The following is a 21,571-nucleotide window of genomic DNA, read 5'->3' as shown; positions in this document are numbered from 1 at the left end:
TCCCAACCGGGCTGACCAGGTTTTCGCAGACAAACCGAGTGGTCTGGTTTGCGACTGCTGCGCAGTCGAGCGGGAGCAAGCTCCCTCGCCACAGTGATTGACGCGTCCTGATAACCTTGCATTTAACCCACACACCAAGAGGCCCCATGGCCCTGCCCAGTCGCCACTCACTCTTCCCCTTCCTGACCTGGCTGCCCCGGCAAACCCGCGCCAGCGTCGGCCGGGATCTGGTCGTTGGCCTCAGCGGTGCCATTCTCGCGCTACCGCAGTCAATTGCCTACGCGCTGATCGCCGGCCTGCCCCCGGAATACGGCCTCTATGCGGCGATCATCCCGGTGCTGATCGCCTGTTTGTGGGGTTCGTCGTGGCATCTGATCTGCGGCCCGACGGCGGCGATTTCGATTGTGCTGTATGCCAGCGTCAGTCCCTTGGCCGTGCCCGCGTCACAGGACTACATCACGCTGATCCTGTTGCTGACCTTTCTTGCGGGAATTTTTCAGTGGCTGCTGGGGTTGCTGCGCTTCGGCGCTTTGGTGAATTTTGTCTCGCATTCAGTGGTGCTCGGTTTCACCCTCGGTGCGGCAGTCGTGATTGCCATCGGCCAGTTACCCAATCTGCTGGGGCTGGACCTGCCGGCCAAAGCCACGGCGCTGGCCAGTCTGATGGATTTGTTGAACCACCTCAGGGCTGTGGATAAACCCTCTTTGCTACTCGGCCTGGCCACCGTGGTGGTTGGCGTGGTGCTGAAACAACTGCTGCCGCGCTGGCCGACGTTGTTGATTACGTTGGTGTTGGCCAGCCTGCTGGTGTGGCTGTGGCCATCAATGTTCGGTCATGTACATCGGGTCAGCGCCTTTGTCGGGCGCTTGCCACCGTTCAGTGGCTTGCCACTGGATCTGGACCTGATCCTGCGCTTGCTACCGAGCGCCGTGGCGGTGGGCATGCTCGGGCTGGTCACCAGCCTGTCGATTGCCCGTTCGATTGCCGCGCGTTCGCAGCAGTTGCTCGATGCCAATCAGGAAGTCCGCGCGCAGGGTTTGTCGAACATTGTCGGGGCGTTCTTTTCCGGATCGTTGTCGGCCGGCTCGTTCACCCGCTCGGGCCTGAGTTACGAAGCGGGTGCCTGCTCGCCGCTGGCCGGGGTGTTTTCGGCGATCTGGGTCGCGCTGTTCGCGATTTTCGGCGCCGGGCTGATTTCGCACATTCCCATTCCGGCCATGGCCGGGAGCATTCTGCTGATTGCCTGGGGTTTGGTGGATCATCGCGGGATCCGCTCATTGCTGCGCGTCAGCCGCGCCGAGTTCGTGGTCATGGCGCTGACCTGCCTCGCCACGCTGCTGCTGGAATTGCAGACGGCAATCTACGCCGGGGTGCTGGCGTCGCTGTTCTTCTACCTCAAACGCACTTCACAACCGCGGGTGCAGCATTGGCGCGAGGGCGAAGAGGACGTGCTGCGGGTCGGTGGCTCGATCTTTTTCGGCGCCAGCCATTACCTGCAAGTGCGCCTGCAACGGCTGCATGGCGCGCGGGTGGTGATCGAAGCGCAGCAGATCAACTTCATCGATTATTCGGGAGTGGAGATGCTGCATCAGGAGGCGCGGCGCCTGCTGCGTCAGGATCGCAGCCTGACCCTGCGCCGGGCGCGGCCGCAGGTGGTGGAGGAGTTACGAAAGCTGGAAGGGCCGGAGAAATGCCCGATCCGGTTTGAGGACTGACCTGCTGGCCATACCAGACCTCTGTGGCGAGGGAGCTTGCTCCCGCTGGCTGCGCAGCAGCCCAAAGCCGGTTGCGGGCGCTTCGCACCCGAGCGGGAGCAAGCTCCCTCGCCACAAAGGTTCTGTTATTGCGCCAACTGGCGGCGCAGCTCGGCCAATACCGGCGCCGTATCCGGACGCACTCCGCGCCACAGGAAAAACGCCTCGGCAGCCTGTTCAGCCAGCATCCCCAGACCATCCATCGACACCGCCGCGCCATGCTCGCTGGCCCAACGGCAGAACGCGGTCGGTTCCTTGCCGTACATCATGTCGTAGCACAGGGTCTGGCCTGGCTCGATCAAACTTGCTGCAATCGGCGGCACGTCGCCGGAGAGGCTGGCGGAAGTGGCGTTGATGATCACGTCCACCGGCTCCTGCAACCAGTCGAAACCACTGGCCGATACCGGCCCCAGATCACAGAACAACTCCGCCAGCAGCTCGGCTTTGTCCACCGTACGATTGGCGATAATCACCGACGCCGGTTTTTCCGCCAGCAACGGCTCCAGAACGCCGCGCACCGCGCCACCAGCGCCGAGCAGCAGAATGCGCTTGCCGGTCAGGCTGAACCCGGCATTCACCGTCAGGTCACGCACCAGACCGGCGCCGTCGGTGTTGTCGCCCAACAGCGAACCGTCGGCCAGTTTGCTCAAGGTGTTCACCGCACCAGCGCGTTGTGCACGGGCGGTCAGGCTGTTCGCCAGACGATAGGCCTCTTCCTTGAACGGCACGGTGACGTTGGCGCCACGACCTTCCTGGAAGAACGCCGTGGCGCAGGCACTGAAGTCGTCCAGCGGCGCCATCAGGGTGTTGTAGTCCAGGCGCTGCCCGGTCTGTTCGGCGAACAGTTTGTGAATCATCGGCGACTTGCTGTGGCCGATCGGGTTACCGAAAACGACGTAACGATCCATCAACAGTCCTCAGGCCTGGGCCAGCCAGTCGCGGTCTTGCAGGAAGTAGTCGGTCAGGCGCGCTTCCTCGCTGCCGGGCTCGGCCTTGAAGTCATAGGCCCAGCGCACTTGCGGCGGCAGCGACATGAGAATCGACTCGGTGCGCCCGCCCGATTGCAGGCCGAACAGCGTGCCACGGTCGTACACCAGGTTGAACTCGACGTAACGGCCACGGCGGAATTCCTGGAATTCACGCTGTTTGGCGCTGAACGCCTCGTGCTTGCGGCGCTGCACGATCGGCAGGTAAGCGTCGATGTAGGCGTCACCGATGGCGCGCATGAAGGCGAAACTGGTGTCGAAGTCCCACTCGTTCAGGTCATCGAAAAACAGGCCGCCGATGCCCCGCGGTTCGTGGCGATGCTTGATGTGGAAGTAGGTGTCGCACCACGCCTTGTAACGCGGATAGACGTCCGCCCCGAACGGCGCGCAGGCTTGCTCGGCGACGCGGTGCCAGTGGATGCAGTCTTCTTCGTTGCCGTAATACGGGGTCAGATCGAAGCCGCCGCCGAACCACCAGACGGGTTCTTCACCTTCCTTCTCGGCGATGAAAAAGCGCACGTTAGCGTGGGACGTTGGCACATGTGGATTGTGCGGGTGAATCACCAGCGACACGCCGAGGGCTTCGAAACCGCGACCGGCCAGTTCCGGACGATGGGCGCTGGCCGACGGCGGTAGACCACTGCCGAACACGTGGGAAAAGTTGACGCCACCCTTTTCGATCACCGCACCGTTCTCGATCACGCGGGTACGACCGCCACCACCGGCAGGCCGGCTCCAGGCGTCTTCGACGAAGCGCGTGCCGCCGTCCTCGGTTTCCAGCGCGGCGCAGATGCGGTCTTGCAGGTCGAGCAGATAGGCCTTTACGGCGTCGGTGCGGGTCGTCATGGCTTCACCTTGAATCGGGCATAACTACGCGCACGCCCCGCAGGCAGGGGGCGGCGCAAATGGGCGCGTAGCATAACACCGCAGGCAAGCGTGCCGCAGTTGACGAAGATCAAGCAGGGGAGTTGGATAGGGGGCTTACAAACGACCCAAGGAGAGCAGGCAGATGGCAAAGCGTATCCAGTTCCGTGCCCATGGCGGTCCCGAAGTGCTCGAGTATGTTGACTACCAGCCCGCCGCGCCCGGCCCGAATCAGGTGCGGGTGGCCAACAAGGCGATCGGCCTGAACTTCATCGACACCTATTACCGCAGCGGTCTGTATGCCCCGCCAGCCTTGCCGTCCGGCCTGGGCGCGGAAGGTGCCGGCATCGTCGATGCGGTGGGCAGCGACGTCACCCGGTTCAAGGTCGGCGACCGCGTCGCCTACGGCAGCGGCCCGTTGGGTGCCTACAGCGATTTGCACACCCTGCCCGAAGCCAATCTGGTGAAGCTGCCGGACGAGATCAGCTTCGAGACCGCTGCCGGGGTCATGCTCAAGGGCCTCACCGTACAGTATCTGCTGCGCCAGACCTATGAACTCAAGGGCGGCGAAACCATTCTGTTCCACGCTGCTGCCGGGGGTGTCGGTTCGCTGGCCTGCCAATGGGCCAAGGCGCTGGGCGTGAAACTGATCGGTACGGTCAGCTCGAAGGAAAAAGCTGAACTGGCCAAGGCCAACGGCGCCTGGGCGACCATCGATTACAGCCACGAAAACGTGGCAGAGCGGGTGCTGGAGCTGACCGATGGCCAGAAAGTCCCGGTGGTGTACGACGGCGTCGGCAAGGACACCTGGCTGACCTCGCTCGATAGCGTCTCGCCGCGCGGACTGGTGGTGAGTTTCGGCAACGCCTCCGGTGCAGTGGACGGGGTCAATCTGGGGATTCTCGCGGCCAAGGGTTCGCTGTACGTGACCCGGCCAACCCTGGTGACCTACGCCAACAACGCCGAGAACCTGCAGCGCATGGCCGACGAGCTGTTCGAGATGATCATCAGCGGCAAGCTCAAGGTCGACATCAGCCAGCGCTATTCACTGGCTGATGCGGCGAAGGCGCAGACCGAACTGTCGGCGCGACGCACCACCGGCTCGACCATCCTGCTGCCCTGATCCACCTTCGGCGGCTTGCCAGTCAGGGTTGCAACTTCCTGGCTGGCAACACCGTTCGAACGCGTTCAACACCTCGGCAGATGACACTCCAGCGGTTTCTGCACCAAATGGCCAACCGTCGCATGATCCGGCGGTTGAACCGCCGCGAGGATTTGCCGCCATTCGGCTGACACCACCCAGTAATCGCCGCGTGCGCGCTGTTCGATGTGCAGCGCGTTGGAGGCGATCGGCGTCAGCCCGAAACGCTGGTAAAAGCGCAGCTGTTGCGATCTGCACAACGCGGTCACGCCCTTATAGCCGCGTTTGATGGCCCATTCGGTAGCGGCTGCCAACAGACCATTGACCGCGATGGGTAGCTGATTGGGTGTGTAGGAGATCAAGCGGCTGAATTCGACATGGCGCGACAGCGCCGCCGTGGGAGAAACGTGTTGCTGCGCCAGCGATACCCATTCGAACGGTGCCGGAGTCGCCCTCAGTACCGCCAGCAGTTGATCGTGGCGATACAGCAGAAAGTGAGTACTGCGCGACTTTATCGCCAGTCTGGTTTCAAGCATCCGCGCCCGTGAAGTCAGCATGTAATGCTGCAGCCGAAGCCGAAATTGTCGATCGATAAACCGGTCGAACTCCTGAGTATCCGCCCCCGCCTCAAGCATCACGATGCGACACCCGTCATGGTGACTCTTCAACGTCACCTGAAGCGCCCGCAGGTAATCCGTGAGTTGCAAATTCGTAGTGTCCATTCTTTCTCCGCAGACCTTAACTTATCGAAGTGTTTCAAGTGCAGGGAAAGGATGGTTGCTTTTGGCAATTCCGCCACGCCAGAAAGTCTGATAATCAAGTGGGAAATATCAATGAATACAGACACTTGGCGACTTTTCCGACATGGAAAACAGCGTCATTGCAGGATAAATCGCAGGCACGCGTAGTATTCCTCGCCATTCAGGCGAGGAAGACTCACGGTAAAGGTTTTCGACGCAGGATCAGTCGGGACGAATGACCTTGCCGGTTGCCAGATCGCGGATCACGCTGGGGTTCTTGCGCCCACCCAGTTGGCCGCCGAGGATCAGATCGATCTGCCCACGGAAATACTGCTCGACGCGCAACCGCGTGCGCGCCGCCGGCCGCCCCTGCGGGTTGGCCGAAGTCGAGATCAACGGCCCGACCATCGAGCACAGATCCCGCACCTGCGGATGATCGCTGACCCGCAAAGCCACGGTGTCGTGCACGCCCGTCACCCATTCCGGCAACAGGTTCTGATGCGGCACCAGCCAGGTGTTCGGCCCCGGCCAGGTGCTGGCCATGCGGTCGATCCATTCTTGCGGGAAATCTTCGAACAGGAAGTCGAACTGACGGATATTGTCGGCGACCAGGATCAGGCCCTTGTCCACCGAACGGTTCTTGATCGCCAGCAGTCGATCCACCGCCTCTTCATTCCACGGGTCGCAACCCAGCCCCCAGACGGCTTCGGTTGGATAGGCAATCACCGCCCCGGCGCGAATCTCTCGTGCGGCTTGTTGCACACGCCAACTGTTGACCATGAAAAAACTCTCCGCAAACAGGTTTTGCGCAGTTTACCGATCTTCCCTGTAAAACCTAGCGTGTCCTGGCCAGCCAGCGACCGTTTTCACACACCGCACGGCCGTCCATTTCCAGTTCGGTCAGCGCCGCCAGCACTTTGGGCAACGCCCAGCCACAGTTGTCGGCCAAAGCCTCACTGGTGTGCGGCGCTGCATGCAGCAAGGCAAGCAACGGGTGTCCGGTCTCCGGCATATCTGTGGATAACGGCAGCTGCTGCCAGCCGCGCAGGGCTTCGAGGATGTGTTCGATGGTTTCCACCAGCACCGCACCGTCGCGGATCAACTGGTGACAACCTCGCGCGCCGGGGTGGTGAATCGAGCCAGGAATCGCATAGACCTCGCGGCCCTGTTCCGCCGCCAGTCGTGCGGTGATCAGCGAACCGCTGGCGACACTGGCCTCTACCACCAGCACGCCCAGGGACAGACCACTGATGATCCGGTTGCGTCGGGGAAAATTGCTCGCCGTCGGGCCGGCGTCCAGGGGAAACTCTGAAAGCACCGCACTGCCGGAGGCGATCATTGCATCTGCAAGGCGTCGATTGCGCTGTGGATAAAATTTTTCCAGTCCCGTGCCAAGCACGCCGACGGTTTGTCCGCCGACGTCCAGCGCCGCTTGATGGGCCGCCGCATCGATACCCAGCGCCAAACCACTGGTGATGGCAAAACCGGCCCCGGCCAGGCTACGGGAAAACGCTGCGGCGGTGTCCATTCCCGGCCGTGAAGCACGGCGACTGCCAACCATCGCCAGTTGCGGTTTTTCCAGCATCAGCGGATTGCCGGCCACAAACAACAGCGGTGGCGGGTCGGGAATCTGCGCCAGCAACGCCGGATAATCCGCTTGATCCCACATCAGCACATGCTGCTGCGGCTGCTCTAGCCAGCGCAATGCATGGCTCGCGCCATCGCGCACTTCGCAACTGCGCCGAGCGTCACTGCACGCCGCCGGCAAACCCAGCGCACGCCAGGCACTGCCTGGCGCACTGATGGCTTTTGACGCCGAGCCGAAGGCTTCAAGCAGCTTGGCAAAACGTTTCGGGCCGATTTCCGGCAAGCGGTGCAGGCGCAAACGCGCTTCCAGTTCCGCAGGGGAAATGGAGGTACTGGCAGACAGCATCATGGATCATCCTTGATCGTTATAAGTCCCGAACCATTCGGAACAAGCTGTGGATAACTCTGTTGGTAACTTGTTAAGCCTGCTAAGGATTTCGCACCTTGTCGAGCACCGCCAACGAGCGTGATGCGTTGAGTACGAGGCCATAACTGAGCTTGTCGTAGGTGCGGAACACCATCAGCAGACCGGCCCGTTCGTCAGGAATTTTCAGCGGCTGGCCGGTGATCCGGTCACGCACGGTTTCCCCGGTTTTCATCACCACCAGCACATTGCCTTCGGCGAGGCCGTCGCGCCTGCCCTTGTTCAGGGTGACCACGTCCATTACGCCGATCTGCGTGACACCACGCGGCACGTCGATGATCAGTCCATTGATGTGGGTGCTCGGGGCGCTGGGCATGAAGGTCGAATTGACCGAGCGCTCTTCGCCGCTGAACAGGCGGTCGCCCAGACGCACTTCCTGAGTGGTGCGTTGCAGGGCGAGGGTGGCGACGTCGCCTTCGGTGGCGACGATTTCACCGCCACCGATATCGTCGGCGTTGATCCCCAGGAACTCCTTGGTCTGCGGGTCGGTATAGACCTTGCCCTGGCGGAAGATGCCGTACACCGGCTGATTCGGGTCGAAATGCCCGCGAGCGAAGATTCGGTCGCCGGTGCCGCTCAACACGCGCTCGGCATCGCCGGCGACGATGTACGGCGCCTTGTCGAAGTCCTCGACCTTGTCGACGATGCGGTTGCTCAGCAGAAAGCTGTTGATCGATTTCAGCGGAATGCTCGGAATCGCCTCGGCCACCGGGCTGGTGCGGATGCGTGGCGACAGCTTGATGGTGCCCCGTGACTCGCCGCGCTTGAGGGTCAGTTGCGGCTGGCCGTTGACGTAACTGAGCGTCAGCGTGTCGCCGGGGTAGATCAGGTTGGGGTTTTCAATTTGCGGATTGGCCCGCCACAGCTGTGGCCATTGCCAGGGCTCGCGCAGGTATTTGCCGGAAATGTCCCAGAGGGTGTCTCCCGAAACCACCGTGTATTGCTGTGGAAAACCATCCCTGAGTTGCACTTGCCCTTGCGCAGCCGCGGCCGAAGCCAGAAGCAGCAGGGCGAGTAGTGTTTTCCTCATGCAGCGAATCCCTTTATCATGTGCGTTCGCGTGAACCGTCAGAGCCCCCGTGGCTCGCTACTGCAAATTGCATTAGCTACGCTTCACAACGGTAGCCTGCATCTTCGGACCTGCCAGGCCATCGACCCGACTTTACTCAATACGTGCAGCAATCAGCCTATGGCCATTTTAAACATCCTCGAATTCCCGGACCCGCGTCTGCGTACTATCGCCAAGCCTGTGGCTGTAGTGGACGACGAAGTGCGTCAGTTGGTCGATGACATGTTTGAAACAATGTATGAAGCGCCGGGCATCGGCCTCGCCGCGACCCAGGTCAACGTGCACAAACGTATCGTCGTGATGGACCTCTCCGAAGACCGCACCGAACCCCGGGTGTTCATCAACCCCGAGTTCGAATCGCTGACCGACGAGATGGATCAATACCAGGAAGGCTGCCTGTCGGTGCCGGGTTTCTACGAAAACGTCGACCGCCCGCAGAAGGTCAAAATCAAGGCACTGGACCGCGATGGCCAGCCTTACGAACTGATCGCCGAAGGCCTTCTCGCGGTGTGCATCCAGCACGAATGCGACCACCTCAACGGCAAGTTGTTCGTCGATTACCTGTCCACGCTCAAACGCGACCGGATCAAGAAGAAACTGGAAAAGCTGCACCGCCAGAACGCTTGATGCCCCTCTTCAAAGGCTTGCTGCGGCAAGCCTTTTTCTTTTTATGAGACTCCTTTCATGACTGAGCCACTGCGCATCGTTTTTGCCGGCACCCCGGAATTCGCCGCCGAACATCTCAAGGCCCTGCTGAACAGCCCTTACGAGATCGTTGCGGTCTACACCCAACCGGATCGTCCGGCCGGTCGTGGGCAAAAACTGATGCCGAGCCCGGTTAAGCAGTTGGCGCAGGAAAATAATATCCAGGTGTTGCAGCCGCCGACCCTGCGCAACGCTGAGGCACAGGCTGAACTCGCCGCACTGAAGCCGGACTTGATGGTGGTGGTCGCCTACGGCCTGATCCTGCCGCAAGCGGTGCTGGATATTCCGCGCCTTGGCTGCATCAACAGCCACGCTTCGCTGCTGCCACGCTGGCGCGGTGCGGCGCCGATCCAGCGCGCCGTGGAACACGGTGATGCCGAAAGCGGCGTGACCGTGATGCGCATGGAAGCGGGCCTCGACACCGGACCGATGCTGCTCAAGGTCGTGACCCCGATCAGCGCCAACGACACCGGCGGCACGCTGCACGACCGCCTCGCCGAAATGGGTCCGCCCGCCGTGGTCCAGGCAATTGCCGGTCTGGCCGCCGGAACCCTCGAAGGCGAAGTGCAGAACGACGAGCTCGCCACCTACGCCCACAAACTGAACAAAGACGAAGCGCGCCTCGACTGGAGCCGTCCGGCGGTCGAACTGGAGCGTCTGGTCCGCGCTTTCAACCCATGGCCGATCACCCACAGCACCCTCAATGGTGAAGCGCTGAAAGTGCTGGCCGCAACGCTGGCTGACGGCAAAGGCGCACCGGGTGAAATCCTCAGCGCCAGCAAGGACGGTCTGATCGTCGCCTGCGGTGTGCAGGCGCTGTGCCTGACCCGCCTGCAACTGCCCGGCGGCAAGGCGCTGAACTTCGCCGATCTGTTCAACAGCCGCCGCGAGAAATTCGCCGTCGGCACCGTGCTCGGCGCCGTGGTGGACGCACAATGAACCCGCGTCTGGCCGCCGCCAAGGCACTCGCCGCCGTGCTCAGTGGCAAGGCATCGCTGAACAGCTCCCTGCCGACGCAACTGGACAAGGTCGAAGACCGTGATCGCGGTTTCACTCAGGATCTGGCGTTCGGTACTGCGCGCTGGCAGCCACGGCTGTCGGCACTGGCGGAAAAGCTTTTGCAGAAGCCGTTCAAGGCTGCCGACGCCGATGTCGAGGCGTTGCTGCTGGTCGGTCTCTATCAACTGCTCTACACCCGCGTGCCGCCGCACGCGGCCATCGGCGAAACCGTCGGTTGCGCCGATAAGCTGAAAAAGCCGTGGGCCAAGGGGTTGCTCAATGCCGTGCTGCGCAACGCCCAGCGCGAAAGCGAGACGATTTTCGCGGAACTTGAGCGCGACCCGGTGGTGCGCACCGCCCACCCGCGCTGGCTGCAAAAATCCCTGAAAGCCTTCTGGCCGGAACAATGGGAAGCGATCTGCGCGGCGAATAACGCGCATCCGCCGATGATCCTCCGGGTCAACCGCCGACATCATGGCCGCGACGCCTACCTTGGCTTGCTCAGCGACGCTGGCATCGCTGCCACGCCGTGTGTTTACAGCCGCGACGGCATCGTCCTCGAAGCCGCCACCGACGTGCGCAGCCTGCCGGGTTTTGCCGAAGGCTGGATCAGCGTGCAGGACGAAGCGGCGCAATTGGCCGCCGATCTGCTCGATCTCGCCCCCGGCCAGCGCGTACTCGACGCTTGCTGCGCTCCGGGTGGCAAGACCTGCCACATCCTCGAAGCCGAATCGGCGCTGGCCGGCGTGGTGGCCGTGGATCTGGAAGCCAAACGTCTGGTGCGGGTGAAGGAAAACCTTGAGCGACTGGGCCTGAGCGCCGAACTGATCGCCGCTGACGGACGCGACACCGCAGCGTGGTGGGACGGCAAGCCGTTCCAGCGCATCCTGCTCGACGCGCCATGCTCGGCCACCGGCGTGATCCGCCGCCACCCGGACATCAAGCTGACTCGTCAGGCCGACGACATCGCTGCCCTCGCACAGCTGCAAGGCGAGCTGCTCGACGCCCTGTGGAAAACCCTCGAAGTCGGCGGCATTTTGCTCTACGCCACTTGCTCGACCTTGCCAACCGAGAACACCGACGTCATCGCCGCGTTTCTCGAGCGCACGCCGGGTGCCCGCGAACTGGATCTGGCGACCACCGCCGGGATCAAACAGCCCCACGGTCGCCAATTGCTGGCCCAGCAGGGCGGGCATGACGGGTTCTACTACGCCAAGCTGATCAAGATCGCTGCCGCGCGCGGCTAAACGGATTCAACGGAGTGACTGGATGAAAATCATCATCCTCGGTGCGGGGCAGGTCGGCGGTTCGCTGGCCGAACACCTGGCGAGCGAAGCCAACGACATCACCGTGGTCGACACCGACGGCGAGCGCCTGCGCGACCTCGGCGACCGTCTCGACATCCGCACCATTCAGGGCCGCGGCTCGCTGCCGTCGGTATTGCGTCAGGCCGGCGCCGACGATGCCGATATGCTCGTGGCGGTGACCAACAGCGACGAAACCAACATGGTCGCCTGCCAGGTCGCGCACACGCTGTTCCACACCCCGACCAAGATCGCCCGGGTGCGCGAAGCGTCCTACCTCAATCGCGAAGAACAGCTGTTCCAGAATGAAGCGATTCCGGTCGACGTGCTGATCAGCCCCGAGCAAGTGGTGACCAACTACATCAAGCGTCTGATCCAGCATCCGGGCGCGCTGCAAGTGATCGATTTCGCCGAAGGCCAGGCGCAACTGGTGGCGGTGCGCGCCTATTACGGCGGACCGCTGGTGGGCCAGCAACTGCGCCAGTTGCGCGAGCACATGCCGAATGTCGAGACGCGTGTCGCGGCGATTTTCCGCCGGGACCGACCGATCCTGCCGCAGGGCGATACGGTGATCGAGGCCGATGACGAAGTTTTCTTCATCGCCGCCCGTGAGAATATTCGCGCGGTGATGAGCGAAATGCGCCGTCTCGACGAAACCTACAAGCGCATCGTGATTGCCGGTGGCGGGCAGATCGGCGAGCGTCTGGCCGAGGCCATCGAAAGCCGTTATCAAGTAAAGATCATCGAAATGAACCCGGCACGCTGCCGTTATCTCTCCGACACCCTCGACAGCACCGTGGTGTTGCAGGGCAGCGCGTCGGACCGTGATCTGCTGCTGGAAGAGAACATTGCCGACGCCGACATCTTCCTCGCGCTGACCAACGATGACGAAGCCAACATCATGTCGTCGCTGCTGGCCAAACGGCTGGGGGCGAAGAAGGTGATGACGATTATCAACAACCCGGCGTACGTCGACCTGATTCAGGGGGGCGACATCGACATCGCCATCAGTCCGCAACTGGCGACCATCGGCACTTTGCTCGCTCACGTACGGCGTGGCGATATCGTCAGTGTGCATTCACTGCGTCGGGGTGCGGCGGAAGCCATTGAGGCGATTGCCCACGGCGATGCGAAGTCGAGCAAGGTCATCGGCCGGCCGATCGAGAAAATCGGCCTGCCGCCGGGCAGCACGATTGGCGCGATCATCCGCAACGAAGAAGTGATCATCGCCCACGACGATACGGTGATCGAAACGGGTGACCATGTGATTCTGTTCCTTGTGGATAAAAAGCATATCCGCGATGTGGAGAAGCTGTTTCATGTGGGTCTGAGCTTCTTCTGATCCTGAATGAGCGGTGCCTTCATTGGCCCCATCGCTGGCAAGCCAGCTCCCACAGGTTTTTCGGTTGTTCACAAATGTGATGTGCACCCGAGATCCTTGTGGGAGCTGGCTTGCCAACGATGGCGGCACCGCAGATCTTTCTGAAGCACTAGAAAAGGACTCCACCGATGCTCGAATCCCTGGAAAAAATGCTCGCCAAGGGTGTGGATAACTCATTGCTGCGCTTTGGCCTGGGCAAGGGTTATCTGGATTTGGGAGAGAACGCCAAGGCAGCCGAGCATTTCCAGCGCTGTGTCGGTTTCGACCCGAAGTACTCGGCGGCGTGGAAACTATTGGGCAAGGCTCAGCTTGCACTGGGCGAGCACGCCGCCGCGCGGCAGGCGTGGGAGCAAGGTCTGGAAGCCGCCCGCGCCCATGGCGACAAGCAGGCCGAAAAGGAAATGACCGTGTTTCTGAAGAAGCTCGACCGCCAGGCGCAATAAGCTAGAGATAGCGCAGGCCAATGCCCTCGGCATCCACCGTGACCACTTCCATTCGCACCCGTGGCGCGCCTGTGGGTAAACCCTGCACCTGACCATAAACCACCGCGCCTTTGGGCAACGAAGCCAGGCCTGGATGCTGGACATACACGCCGGTGGCCGACAGATTGCGCGTCTGCCCCAGGCACTCACCGAAGCTGTCGTGGGTGATCTTGATGCGGAAGGATTTGCGTTGTTCGGACATCTTTATGCGCCCTTGTATGAACGAGGCTGTGGATAAGCCGCAGAAGCTGGATCAAAAGATCGCAGCCTGCGGCAGCTCCTGCAGGTTATCCACAGAGTGTGCCAACTTGCTCAGTACCAGCGCGCTTCGCCCGGCGGGCGTTTCTTGAAGCGCTTCATGCTCCACATGTACTGGCTCGGATACGCCGCGACATAGCGCTCGACCACTTTGCTCATGGCCGCACAGGACTCCTCGGTATCGGTGCTGTACATGGCTTCGGGCGCCGCCTCGAGGATCACTTTGTAGCCGGAACCGTCCGGCAGACGCAGGGCATGCAGAAACACGCCGACCGCTTTGCCGCCGGCGAGCATGTTCGGCACGAATTTGCTGGTCAGTGCCTGGGTGGCGAAGAACGGCACGAAGATCCCTGCGGACTCGGCCGGTTCCGGGTCAGCCGGAATGCCCACTGCACCACCTTTGCGCACTTCCTTGATCACGCTGAGGATGCCTTCCTTGGTGGAAGCAGCGACTTTGTTGCCCAGTTGCACGCGTTGCTTGCGCAGCAATTCATCCACCGCCTTGAGCTTTGGCGGGCGGTAGAAAATGATCGGTTTGCACTGGCTGCAATAGAAGTGGTTGAGCACTTCCCAGTTGCCCAGATGGCTGGTGATGCCGACCACCCCTTTGCCCGAGGCCAGCGCCTCCTTGAGGATGTCGAGGCCCTCAACTTCGCGCACCAGATCGATCGAACGCTGGGCCGGCCAGATCCAGGCGCAGGCGCTTTCGGTCAGGGACTTGCCGATGTCTTTCAGGCTCTGGCCGACCAGGCGCTCGCGTTCGGCCGGATCCATCTGTGGAAAACATTTGGAAAGGTTGATCCGCACCACGTCGCGGGAACGGTTGGGGGTTTTCCACATGATCCAGCCGATCGCCGAACCCACGGCCTGCACGGCCCGCCATGGCAGCAGGGCAAACAGCCGCAGAGCGCCTACCAGCAAGGCGCCTTTAAACTTTTCCACAGGTCACTCCTGATTTTGTGCTGTGCGCGAGGCGGCCATTCTAACCGCCGTTGACCAGCTGCGCGTAGCGGTCACAGTCCTGAGTGTGATCCATGACCATGCCCGAAGCCTGCATCAGTGCGTAGCAAATGGTTGGGCCAACGAAGGTGAAGCCGGCCTTTTTCAGGGCCTTGCTCATGGCCAGCGCTTCGGGCGTGATCGCCGGGACTTCGCTGCGATCCTTGAAATGATTGATGATCGGGCGGTCGCCGACAAACGACCAGAGGAAGGCCACCGGGTCTTCCAGCGCCAGCCAGGCCTGGGCATTGCGCCGGGCGGCATTGAGTTTGAGGCGGTTGCGGATGATCCCCGGATCGAGCATCAGTTCATAGATCTCGGCGTCGCTCATCTGCGCCACGCGCTGCACGTCGAAGCCGTACAACACCTCGCGGTAGCGCTCGCGTTTACGCAGCACGGTGATCCACGACAGCCCGGCCTGGAACCCTTCGAGCAAAAGCAACTCGAACAAACCCTGCGCATCGCGTAGCGGCGTGCCCCACTCCTGATCGTGATAAGCCATGTACAGCGGATCTTCGGTACACCAAAAGCAGCGTGGCATAAGGCTCCAGGGGGTGGAGGTGCGACTGAATCGGGTATACTCCCGCTCTTTAAATCGCAGCCCAAGAAACAGGTGAATTTCGTGAGCCAGCCTACGCCAGCCGTGCGTACCTTCCAAGACTTGATCCTCGCGCTCCAGCAATACTGGGCCGAGCAAGGTTGTGTGGTACTTCAGCCCTACGATATGGAAGTAGGCGCCGGCACTTTCCACACCGCGACCTTCCTGCGCGCCATCGGCCCGGAAACCTGGAACGCCGCGTACGTGCAGCCAAGCCGCCGTCCGACTGACGGCCGCTACGGGGAAAACCCGAACCGTCTGCAGCACTACTATCAGTTCCAGGTGGTCCTGAAGCCGAACCCGGACAATTTCCAGGAACTGTACCTGGGCTCGCTCAAGCATGTCGGCCTGGACCCGCTGGTCCACGACATTCGCTTCGTCGAAGACAACTGGGAATCGCCGACCCTCGGCGCCTGGGGTCTGGGCTGGGAAGTCTGGCTCAACGGCATGGAAGTGACTCAGTTCACTTACTTCCAGCAGGCTGGCGGCATCGAGTGCTACCCGGTGACCGGCGAGATCACTTACGGTCTGGAACGTCTGGCCATGTACCTGCAGGGCGTGGATTCGGTCTACGACCTGGTCTGGGCTGACGGTCCGTTCGGCAAAGTGACCTACGGCGACGTGTTCCACCAGAACGAAGTGGAGCAGTCCACCTACAACTTCGAACACGCCAACGTCGACAAACTGTTCGAACTTTTCGACTTCTATGAAAGCGAAGCCAAGCGCCTGATCGAACTCGACCAGCCGCTGCCGTTGCCAAGCTACGAAATGGTCCTGAAGGCCTCGCACACCTTCAACCTGCTGGATGCGCGCCGGGCGATCTCGGTGACCGCGCGTCAGCAATATATTCTGCGCGTTCGCACCCTGGCGCGTTCCGTTGCGCAAGCCTACCTGCTGGCGCGCGCCAAGCTGGGCTTCCCGATGGCGACCCCGGACCTGCGTGACGAAGTACTGGCCAAGCTGGAGGCTGCACAATGAGTGCTCAAGATTTTCTGGTTGAACTGGGCACCGAAGAACTGCCGCCAAAAGCCCTCAACACCCTGGCTGAAGCGTTCCTCGCCGGTATCGACAAGGGCCTGCAAGCTGCCGGCCTGAGCTACGAAAGCAAAACCGTCTACGCCGCACCACGGCGTCTGGCCGTGCTGATCACGGCGCTGGCCACCCAGCAGCCGGATCGCAGCATCAACCTCGACGGCCCGCCACGTCAGGCCGCTTTCGACGCTGAAGGCAACCCGACTCAGGCCGCCCTGGGCTTCGCCAAGAAGTGCGGCGTCGAGCTGAGCGAAATCGACCAGAGCGGTCCGAAACTGCGCTACAGCCAGAACATCGCCGGCAAGCCGACCGCGAGCCTGCTGCCGACCATCGTCGAAGATTCGCTGAACGACCTGCCGATCCCGAAACGCATGCGTTGGGGGGCGCGCAAGGAAGAGTTCGTGCGTCCGACCCAGTGGCTGGTGATGCTGCTCGGTGACCAGGTCATCGACTGCACCATCCTCGCGCAGAAGGCTGGCCGCGACTCCCGTGGTCACCGTTTCCATCACCCGGAAAGCGTGCGCATCGGTTCGCCGTCGAGCTACCTGGCCGACCTGCGTGCTGCTTATGTATTGGCCGACGCCAACGAGCGTCGCGAGATCATCAGCAAGCGCACCGAAGAGCTGGCGACCCGTCAGGAAGGCACTGCAATCGTGCCTCCGGCGCTGCTCGACGAAGTGACCGCGCTGGTTGAATGGCCGGTGCCGCTGGTGTGCTCGTTCGAGGAACGTTTCCTCGACGTGCCGCAGGAAGCGCTGATCACCACCATGCAGGACAATCAGAAGTACTTCTGCCTGCTGGATGCCGAGGGCAAGTTGCTGCCGCGTTTCATCACCGTGGCGAACATCGAATCCAAAGACCCGCAGCAGATCATCGCCGGTAACGAGAAAGTGGTTCGCCCACGTCTGACCGACGCCGAGTTCTTCTTCAAGCAAGACAAGAAGCAGAAACTCGAAGATTTCAACCTGCGCCTGCAGAACGTGGTGTTCCAGGAAAAACTCGGCAGCGTCTACGACAAAGCCGAGCGCGTTTCGAAACTGGCGGCATACATTGCCGCGCGCATCGGCGGCAACGCTTCGTGGGCGGCCCGTGCCGGCTTGCTGTCGAAGTGCGACCTGGCCACCGAAATGGTCGGCGAGTTCCCGGAGATGCAAGGTGTCGCCGGTTACTACTACGCGCTCAATGACGGCGAGCCGGAAGATGTCGCGCTGGCGCTGAACGAGCAGTACATGCCACGCGGTGCCGGTGCTGAACTGCCGGCGACCCTGACCGGTGCCGCTGTCGCGATCGCCGACAAACTCGACACTCTGGTCGGTATCTTCGGTATCGGCATGCTGCCAACCGGCAGCAAAGACCCGTATGCCCTGCGCCGTGCGGCGCTGGGTGTGCTGCGCATCCTGATCGAGAAACAACTGGATCTGGACTTGAACGACGCCGTGGCCTTCGCCGTGACTGCGTTCGGCGCCAAGGTCAAGGCTGCCGGTCTGGCCGATTCGGTGCTGGAATTCATCTTCGACCGTCTGCGGGCGCGTTACGAAGACGAAGGCGTGGATGTTGCCACTTACCTGTCGGTCCGTGCCCTGAAGCCGGGTTCGGCGCTGGACTTCGACCAGCGTGTACAAGCGGTACAGGCCTTCCGCAAACTGCCGGAAGCGGCGGCGCTGGCGGCGGTCAACAAGCGTGTATCGAACCTGTTGAGCAAAGTCGAAGGCTCGGTGCCGACCGTGGTCGAGGCCAAATACTTCGACAACGCCAACGAGTTCTCGCTGTATTCGGCGATCCAGCAAGCGGATCAAGCGGTGCAGCCAATGGCCGCAGCGCGTCAGTACAACGAATCGCTGGCGCGTCTGGCGGCATTGCGCGAACCGGTAGATGCGTTCTTCGACGCCGTCATGGTCAATGCCGAAGACGCCAAGGTCCGGGCCAACCGCTACGCGCTGCTGGCGCGCCTGCGTGGTCTGTTCCTCGGGGTTGCCGACATTTCGCTGCTGGGTTGAGGGACTGCTGTTGAAACTGCTGATTCTCGATCGGGACGGAGTGATCAATTACGACTCCGATGCTTACATCAAGTCGGTGGAAGAGTGGATTCCGCTGCCCGGCTCGATCGCAGCGATTGCGCAGTTGAGCAAGGCCGGCTGGACGGTGGCGGTGGCCACCAACCAGTCGGGTATTGCTCGCGGCTATTACGACCTCGCCACCCTCGACGCCATGCACGCGCGCTTGCGCGCGCTGGTGGCGGAGCAGGGCGGTGAAGTCGGGCTGATCGTGTATTGCCCGCACGGGCCGGATGAAGGTTGCGACTGTCGCAAGCCGAAACCGGGGATGTTGCAAACCATCGCGGCGCATTACAACGTGGCGCTGACGAATGTCTGGTTCGTCGGCGACAGCCTTGGTGACCTGGAGGCCGCCAAAGCCGTCGATTCACAGCCCGTTTTGGTAAAGACCGGGAAAGGCGAAAAAACTCTGGGCAAGACCCTTCCGGTCGGCACCCTGATTTTTGACGATCTGGCGGCGATTGCCGCAGAACTTATCCACAACTAGAGTGCTTCTGAAGTTCCTGACCAGGGATTGATCGGGAGTGCGCTTGAACAGTCGGGCAGTGCCCGTAACGGTAAACGTCGCCATGTCGATACTGCAGGCCATCAGAATTTTTCTCTTTTACCTGCTGCTGGGCACCACTGCCTTGCTGTGGTGCAGCCTGAGCTTTTTTATCGCGCCCTTTCTGCCGTTCAAGGCGCGTTATCGTTTTATCAACGTGTACTGGTGCCGTTGCGCCTTGTGGTTGACCAAGGTGTTTCTCGGCATTCGTTACGAAATCAAAGGCGCGGAAAACGTGCCGGACCGGCCCTGTGTGATTCAGTCGAACCACCAGAGCACCTGGGAGACGTTCTTTCTCTCCGCTTATTTCTCGCCCTTGAGCCAGGTGCTCAAGCGTGAATTGCTGTACGTGCCGTTCTTCGGCTGGGCCATGGCCATGCTGCGGCCGATCGCGATTGACCGCGACAACCCGAAAGCCGCACTCAAGCAAGTCGCAGCCAAAGGTGATGAACTGCTCAAGGACAACGTCTGGGTATTGATCTTCCCGGAAGGCACCCGCGTTCCCCACGGCACTATTGGCAAGTTCTCGCGCAGTGGCAGCGCCTTGGCGGTGAATGCGGCGCTTCCGGTCCTGCCGATTGCACACAATGCCGGCAAGTTCTGGCCGAAAATCGGCTGGGGCAAGACGCCGGGTGTGATCACCGTGGTCATCGGTCAGCCGATGTACGCCGAAGGCACTGGACCTCGCGCCATCGCCGATCTGAACGACCGGGTACAGGCCTGGAACGAACAGACTCAGCGCGAAATGGGTTCGCTGCCACCGGCGCCGCAGGCACCTGCCGCGAATGATCAGCTGGCTGTCTGAGATTTTGTGGATAACCTGTGTACGGTTTTGTAGAAAAAGCCTGAATATTGAAAGTAACTTATTGATTTACTTATATATTTCTCAAGCTCATAAAATACCGTAAAAGGTGCATAAGTTTTTTTCGGAAGTAAAGAAACCGGCTGATATAGCCGGTTTTTTGTGCCTGTTCACTCGGCCATCAACGGTAGCTGCAGCCGGAACGTAGTGCCTTGATCGACGATGCTGTGGCACTCGATGCGACCGCCATGATGATCAATCACTGCCTTGACCATCGACAGCCCCAGCCCGATACCATCAATTCCCTGCGCCGATGAAAATCGTCGGTATTGAGTGAACAGATCCGGCAGTTCCTCGGCGGCAATGCCTTTGCCCTGATCGGTCAATTCACAGCACAGCCACTCGCCTTGGCAACTGACGCTCAACTGAATCGTGGTGCCTGCCGGGCTGTACTTGATGGCGTTTTCCAACAGGTTGAACAAGGCCCGGGTCAACAGGCCTTGATCCGCGCTGATCAGGCGTTCCTGGGATTGCTCATCCATCGCGTGCAACAGTTTGATGCTTTTCTGCTGAGCAATGGGCAGCGCCTGATCCAGCACGTCCAGCACCAGCATCGCGAACAGACTGGGTTGAAACTGGTAAGCCTCGGATTCCGCACGGGCCAGCAACACGAAACCATCGGTCAATTCCAACGCGCGGCGTACCTGGCGCTCGATCTGTTCGAACAGCGGTGAGTCCGCTCCGGCTTGATGGCGATGCACATCGAGCAGGGCCAAAATCGCTGAATGTGGGGCGCGCAGGTCGTGGGAAAGAAACCGCAACAAGACCCCACGCTGTTCTTCGGCGGCGCGTTCGGCACTCAGGTCTGTGAGGCTCAGCAGCCAGCCGATGGGGGTATCGCCATCCACCGGCAGCAAAGCCGCCCGTTCCAGACGCAAGCTGCGTTCCTTGTGATCGCGAAACTCCAGCAGCGCCAGGGTGGAAAGCGCCGGACGTGGTTCTGTGGACAACTCCGGATAACCGAGGCGGGCCAGATGCTCGAGGACGTCGTCGCCAACCAGCGGGTGATCAAACAATACCCGCGCCTTGCGATTGCCGAGCAGTATCTGCCCCTTGGGATCGCTGATCAGTGTCGCCACCGGCAGGTATTCCAGACCGTCGGCAATGAAGCGCCGGGTATCGCGCGTGCGGCTCATGGCTTGCTCCAGTGCCATGATTTGGCCCTGCAGCTGGTCAGCGCTGGTGAATTGCGCGCGGCGCCGTTCCGGGAATACTTTCGGCTCGCGATCCAGCCGTGCCAGCTCCCAGCCAAAGTACGTCAGCACCACGCTCAGGCGCCGCCAGTTCCAGACCAGGTAGCCGAACAATATGCCAAGCGCTGCCGGCGTCGGTGACCACCAGTGACGAACTTCCGCTAGTGCGGCGCTGGTGAGCAACACACCCGCCACCCCACCCAGCGTTACCCAGATCGCCCAGCGCGGACGCCACGGCAGCAAACCGAGGACAACCGCCACCCATCCCGCCGAAAGCAACGCGCTCCAAACCGGTGACGCATCGTGCAGATTAATCTGCGCGCGATACGACAACAGGGCAGTCAGCGGCAACAGCACTAGACTTATCCACAACCACTCACGCACCAATCGCCGAAACAGGCGCTGAACCTGACTCGGCTCGCGGCTTTCACGCCGACGCGGGCTAATCATGACAAACAGGGCAGGGGACAGTGAATGGTTTCATGGGCCACAGGTCTGAGGATGTAGATCCGAAGAATCATAGCGGACGTCGACCGATGGTGAACGGCTTACTTTTATTGCTCAGGCCGAGCCGTTAACGTGGCCGGCCACTGCC

21 protein-coding genes are annotated in these 21,571 nt (G+C 61.4%); 11 read left to right on the top strand and 10 right to left on the bottom strand.

Annotation, left to right across the window (positions count from 1 at the left end; genetic code table 11):
- The first annotated feature begins 146 nt into the window (after positions 1–146).
- Entirely contained in the window at positions 147–1,715 is a 1,569-nt protein-coding gene (locus OC71_RS22765) for a SulP family inorganic anion transporter (RefSeq protein ID WP_041073634.1), read from the top strand.
- 125 nt (positions 1,716–1,840) lie between these two features.
- Here the strand turns inward: OC71_RS22765 and aroE are convergent, their stop codons facing one another.
- Together aroE and hemF are read right to left on the bottom strand one after the other, a co-directional pair.
- Entirely contained in the window at positions 1,841–2,662 is an 822-nt protein-coding gene (gene aroE / locus OC71_RS22760; protein ID WP_041073632.1) for a shikimate dehydrogenase, read from the bottom strand.
- A gap of 9 nt (positions 2,663–2,671) precedes the next feature.
- Positions 2,672–3,586: an oxygen-dependent coproporphyrinogen oxidase gene (gene hemF / locus OC71_RS22755; protein ID WP_041073630.1), complete on the bottom strand. Its 915-nt coding sequence runs from the start codon at positions 3,584–3,586 to the stop codon at positions 2,672–2,674.
- Between the two features lie 163 nt (positions 3,587–3,749).
- Here hemF and OC71_RS22750 point away from each other — a divergent pair, with 163 nt between their 5' ends.
- Positions 3,750–4,727: an NADPH:quinone reductase gene (locus tag OC71_RS22750; protein ID WP_041073628.1), complete on the top strand. Its 978-nt coding sequence runs from the start codon at positions 3,750–3,752 to the stop codon at positions 4,725–4,727.
- A gap of 65 nt (positions 4,728–4,792) precedes the next feature.
- Here OC71_RS22750 and OC71_RS22745 read toward each other — a convergent pair whose 3' ends face one another.
- From OC71_RS22745 to OC71_RS22730, 4 genes are all read right to left on the bottom strand, one after another.
- Positions 4,793–5,467: a hypothetical protein gene (locus OC71_RS22745; protein ID WP_041073626.1), complete on the bottom strand. Its 675-nt coding sequence runs from the start codon at positions 5,465–5,467 to the stop codon at positions 4,793–4,795.
- Positions 5,468–5,707: 240 nt separating this feature from the next.
- Positions 5,708–6,265 carry an L-threonylcarbamoyladenylate synthase gene (locus tag OC71_RS22740; protein ID WP_007962683.1) on the bottom strand — a complete coding sequence of 186 codons (558 nt, stop codon included), beginning with the start codon at positions 6,263–6,265 and terminating at the stop codon, positions 5,708–5,710.
- A 55-nt stretch (positions 6,266–6,320) separates the two neighbouring features.
- Positions 6,321–7,421, bottom strand: coding sequence for a DNA-processing protein DprA (gene dprA, locus OC71_RS22735; protein ID WP_041073624.1), 1,101 nt, complete (start codon positions 7,419–7,421; stop codon positions 6,321–6,323).
- 79 nt (positions 7,422–7,500) lie between these two features.
- Positions 7,501–8,526 carry a LysM peptidoglycan-binding domain-containing protein gene (locus tag OC71_RS22730; RefSeq protein ID WP_041073622.1) on the bottom strand — a complete coding sequence of 342 codons (1,026 nt, stop codon included), beginning with the start codon at positions 8,524–8,526 and terminating at the stop codon, positions 7,501–7,503.
- Positions 8,527–8,685: 159 nt separating this feature from the next.
- On the opposite strand from OC71_RS22730, the gene def reads away from it, so the two are divergent.
- The 5 genes from def (at position 8,686) to OC71_RS22705 (ending at position 13,397) form a co-directional block, all read left to right on the top strand.
- Entirely contained in the window at positions 8,686–9,192 is a 507-nt protein-coding gene (def, locus tag OC71_RS22725) for a peptide deformylase (RefSeq protein ID WP_027610272.1), read from the top strand.
- Positions 9,193–9,249: 57 nt separating this feature from the next.
- The gene (fmt, locus tag OC71_RS22720) at positions 9,250–10,209 is read left to right on the top strand and encodes a methionyl-tRNA formyltransferase (protein WP_041073620.1); all 960 of its coding nucleotides are present in this window, start codon (positions 9,250–9,252) and stop codon (positions 10,207–10,209) included.
- Entirely contained in the window at positions 10,206–11,516 is a 1,311-nt protein-coding gene (rsmB, locus tag OC71_RS22715) for a 16S rRNA (cytosine(967)-C(5))-methyltransferase RsmB (RefSeq protein WP_041073618.1), read from the top strand. Before fmt ends, rsmB begins: the two co-directional genes overlap by 4 nt.
- Before the next feature lie 22 nt (positions 11,517–11,538).
- Positions 11,539–12,915: a Trk system potassium transporter TrkA gene (gene trkA, locus OC71_RS22710; RefSeq protein WP_003220233.1), complete on the top strand. Its 1,377-nt coding sequence runs from the start codon at positions 11,539–11,541 to the stop codon at positions 12,913–12,915.
- A gap of 167 nt (positions 12,916–13,082) precedes the next feature.
- On the top strand, positions 13,083–13,397 hold the full coding sequence (locus OC71_RS22705; RefSeq protein ID WP_007960748.1) for a tetratricopeptide repeat protein: 315 nt from the start codon (positions 13,083–13,085) through the stop codon (positions 13,395–13,397).
- A gap of 1 nt (position 13,398) precedes the next feature.
- Here OC71_RS22705 and OC71_RS22700 read toward each other — a convergent pair whose 3' ends face one another.
- The 3 genes from OC71_RS22700 to OC71_RS22690 form a co-directional block, all read right to left on the bottom strand.
- The gene (locus tag OC71_RS22700) at positions 13,399–13,638 is read right to left on the bottom strand and encodes a PilZ domain-containing protein (protein WP_041073615.1); all 240 of its coding nucleotides are present in this window, start codon (positions 13,636–13,638) and stop codon (positions 13,399–13,401) included.
- A gap of 110 nt (positions 13,639–13,748) precedes the next feature.
- On the bottom strand, positions 13,749–14,636 hold the full coding sequence (locus OC71_RS22695) for a lysophospholipid acyltransferase (RefSeq protein ID WP_041073613.1): 888 nt from the start codon (positions 14,634–14,636) through the stop codon (positions 13,749–13,751).
- Positions 14,637–14,676: 40 nt separating this feature from the next.
- The gene (locus OC71_RS22690; RefSeq protein WP_041073611.1) at positions 14,677–15,234 is read right to left on the bottom strand and encodes a DNA-3-methyladenine glycosylase I; all 558 of its coding nucleotides are present in this window, start codon (positions 15,232–15,234) and stop codon (positions 14,677–14,679) included.
- Positions 15,235–15,315: 81 nt separating this feature from the next.
- Here OC71_RS22690 and glyQ point away from each other — a divergent pair, with 81 nt between their 5' ends.
- The 4 genes from glyQ to OC71_RS22670 all read left to right on the top strand — a co-directional run bounded on the left by glyQ (position 15,316) and on the right by OC71_RS22670 (position 19,726).
- Positions 15,316–16,269 (top strand): glycine--tRNA ligase subunit alpha, encoded by a 954-nt coding sequence (gene glyQ, locus OC71_RS22685; protein WP_003187265.1) that lies wholly within the window; start codon positions 15,316–15,318, stop codon positions 16,267–16,269.
- The gene (gene glyS, locus OC71_RS22680; protein ID WP_041073609.1) at positions 16,266–18,320 is read left to right on the top strand and encodes a glycine--tRNA ligase subunit beta; all 2,055 of its coding nucleotides are present in this window, start codon (positions 16,266–16,268) and stop codon (positions 18,318–18,320) included. The genes glyQ and glyS overlap by 4 nt, the downstream gene beginning before the upstream one ends.
- Positions 18,321–18,324: 4 nt before the next feature.
- A complete protein-coding gene (gene gmhB / locus OC71_RS22675) occupies positions 18,325–18,864 on the top strand; it encodes a D-glycero-beta-D-manno-heptose 1,7-bisphosphate 7-phosphatase (protein WP_174377011.1) in 540 nt (179 codons plus the stop codon).
- Positions 18,865–18,946: 82 nt separating this feature from the next.
- The gene (locus OC71_RS22670) at positions 18,947–19,726 is read left to right on the top strand and encodes a 1-acyl-sn-glycerol-3-phosphate acyltransferase (protein ID WP_041073604.1); all 780 of its coding nucleotides are present in this window, start codon (positions 18,947–18,949) and stop codon (positions 19,724–19,726) included.
- Positions 19,727–19,893: 167 nt separating this feature from the next.
- Here the strand turns inward: OC71_RS22670 and OC71_RS22665 are convergent, their stop codons facing one another.
- A complete protein-coding gene (locus OC71_RS22665) occupies positions 19,894–21,426 on the bottom strand; it encodes a HAMP domain-containing sensor histidine kinase (protein ID WP_041073602.1) in 1,533 nt (510 codons plus the stop codon).
- Positions 21,427–21,571: the final 145 nt, after the last annotated feature.

This window comes from Pseudomonas sp. W15Feb9B (genome assembly GCF_000828175.1).
GTDB classification, from domain to species: domain Bacteria; phylum Pseudomonadota; class Gammaproteobacteria; order Pseudomonadales; family Pseudomonadaceae; genus Aquipseudomonas; species Aquipseudomonas parakoreensis.
This window is presented reverse-complemented; position numbering and strand designations above follow the sequence as displayed.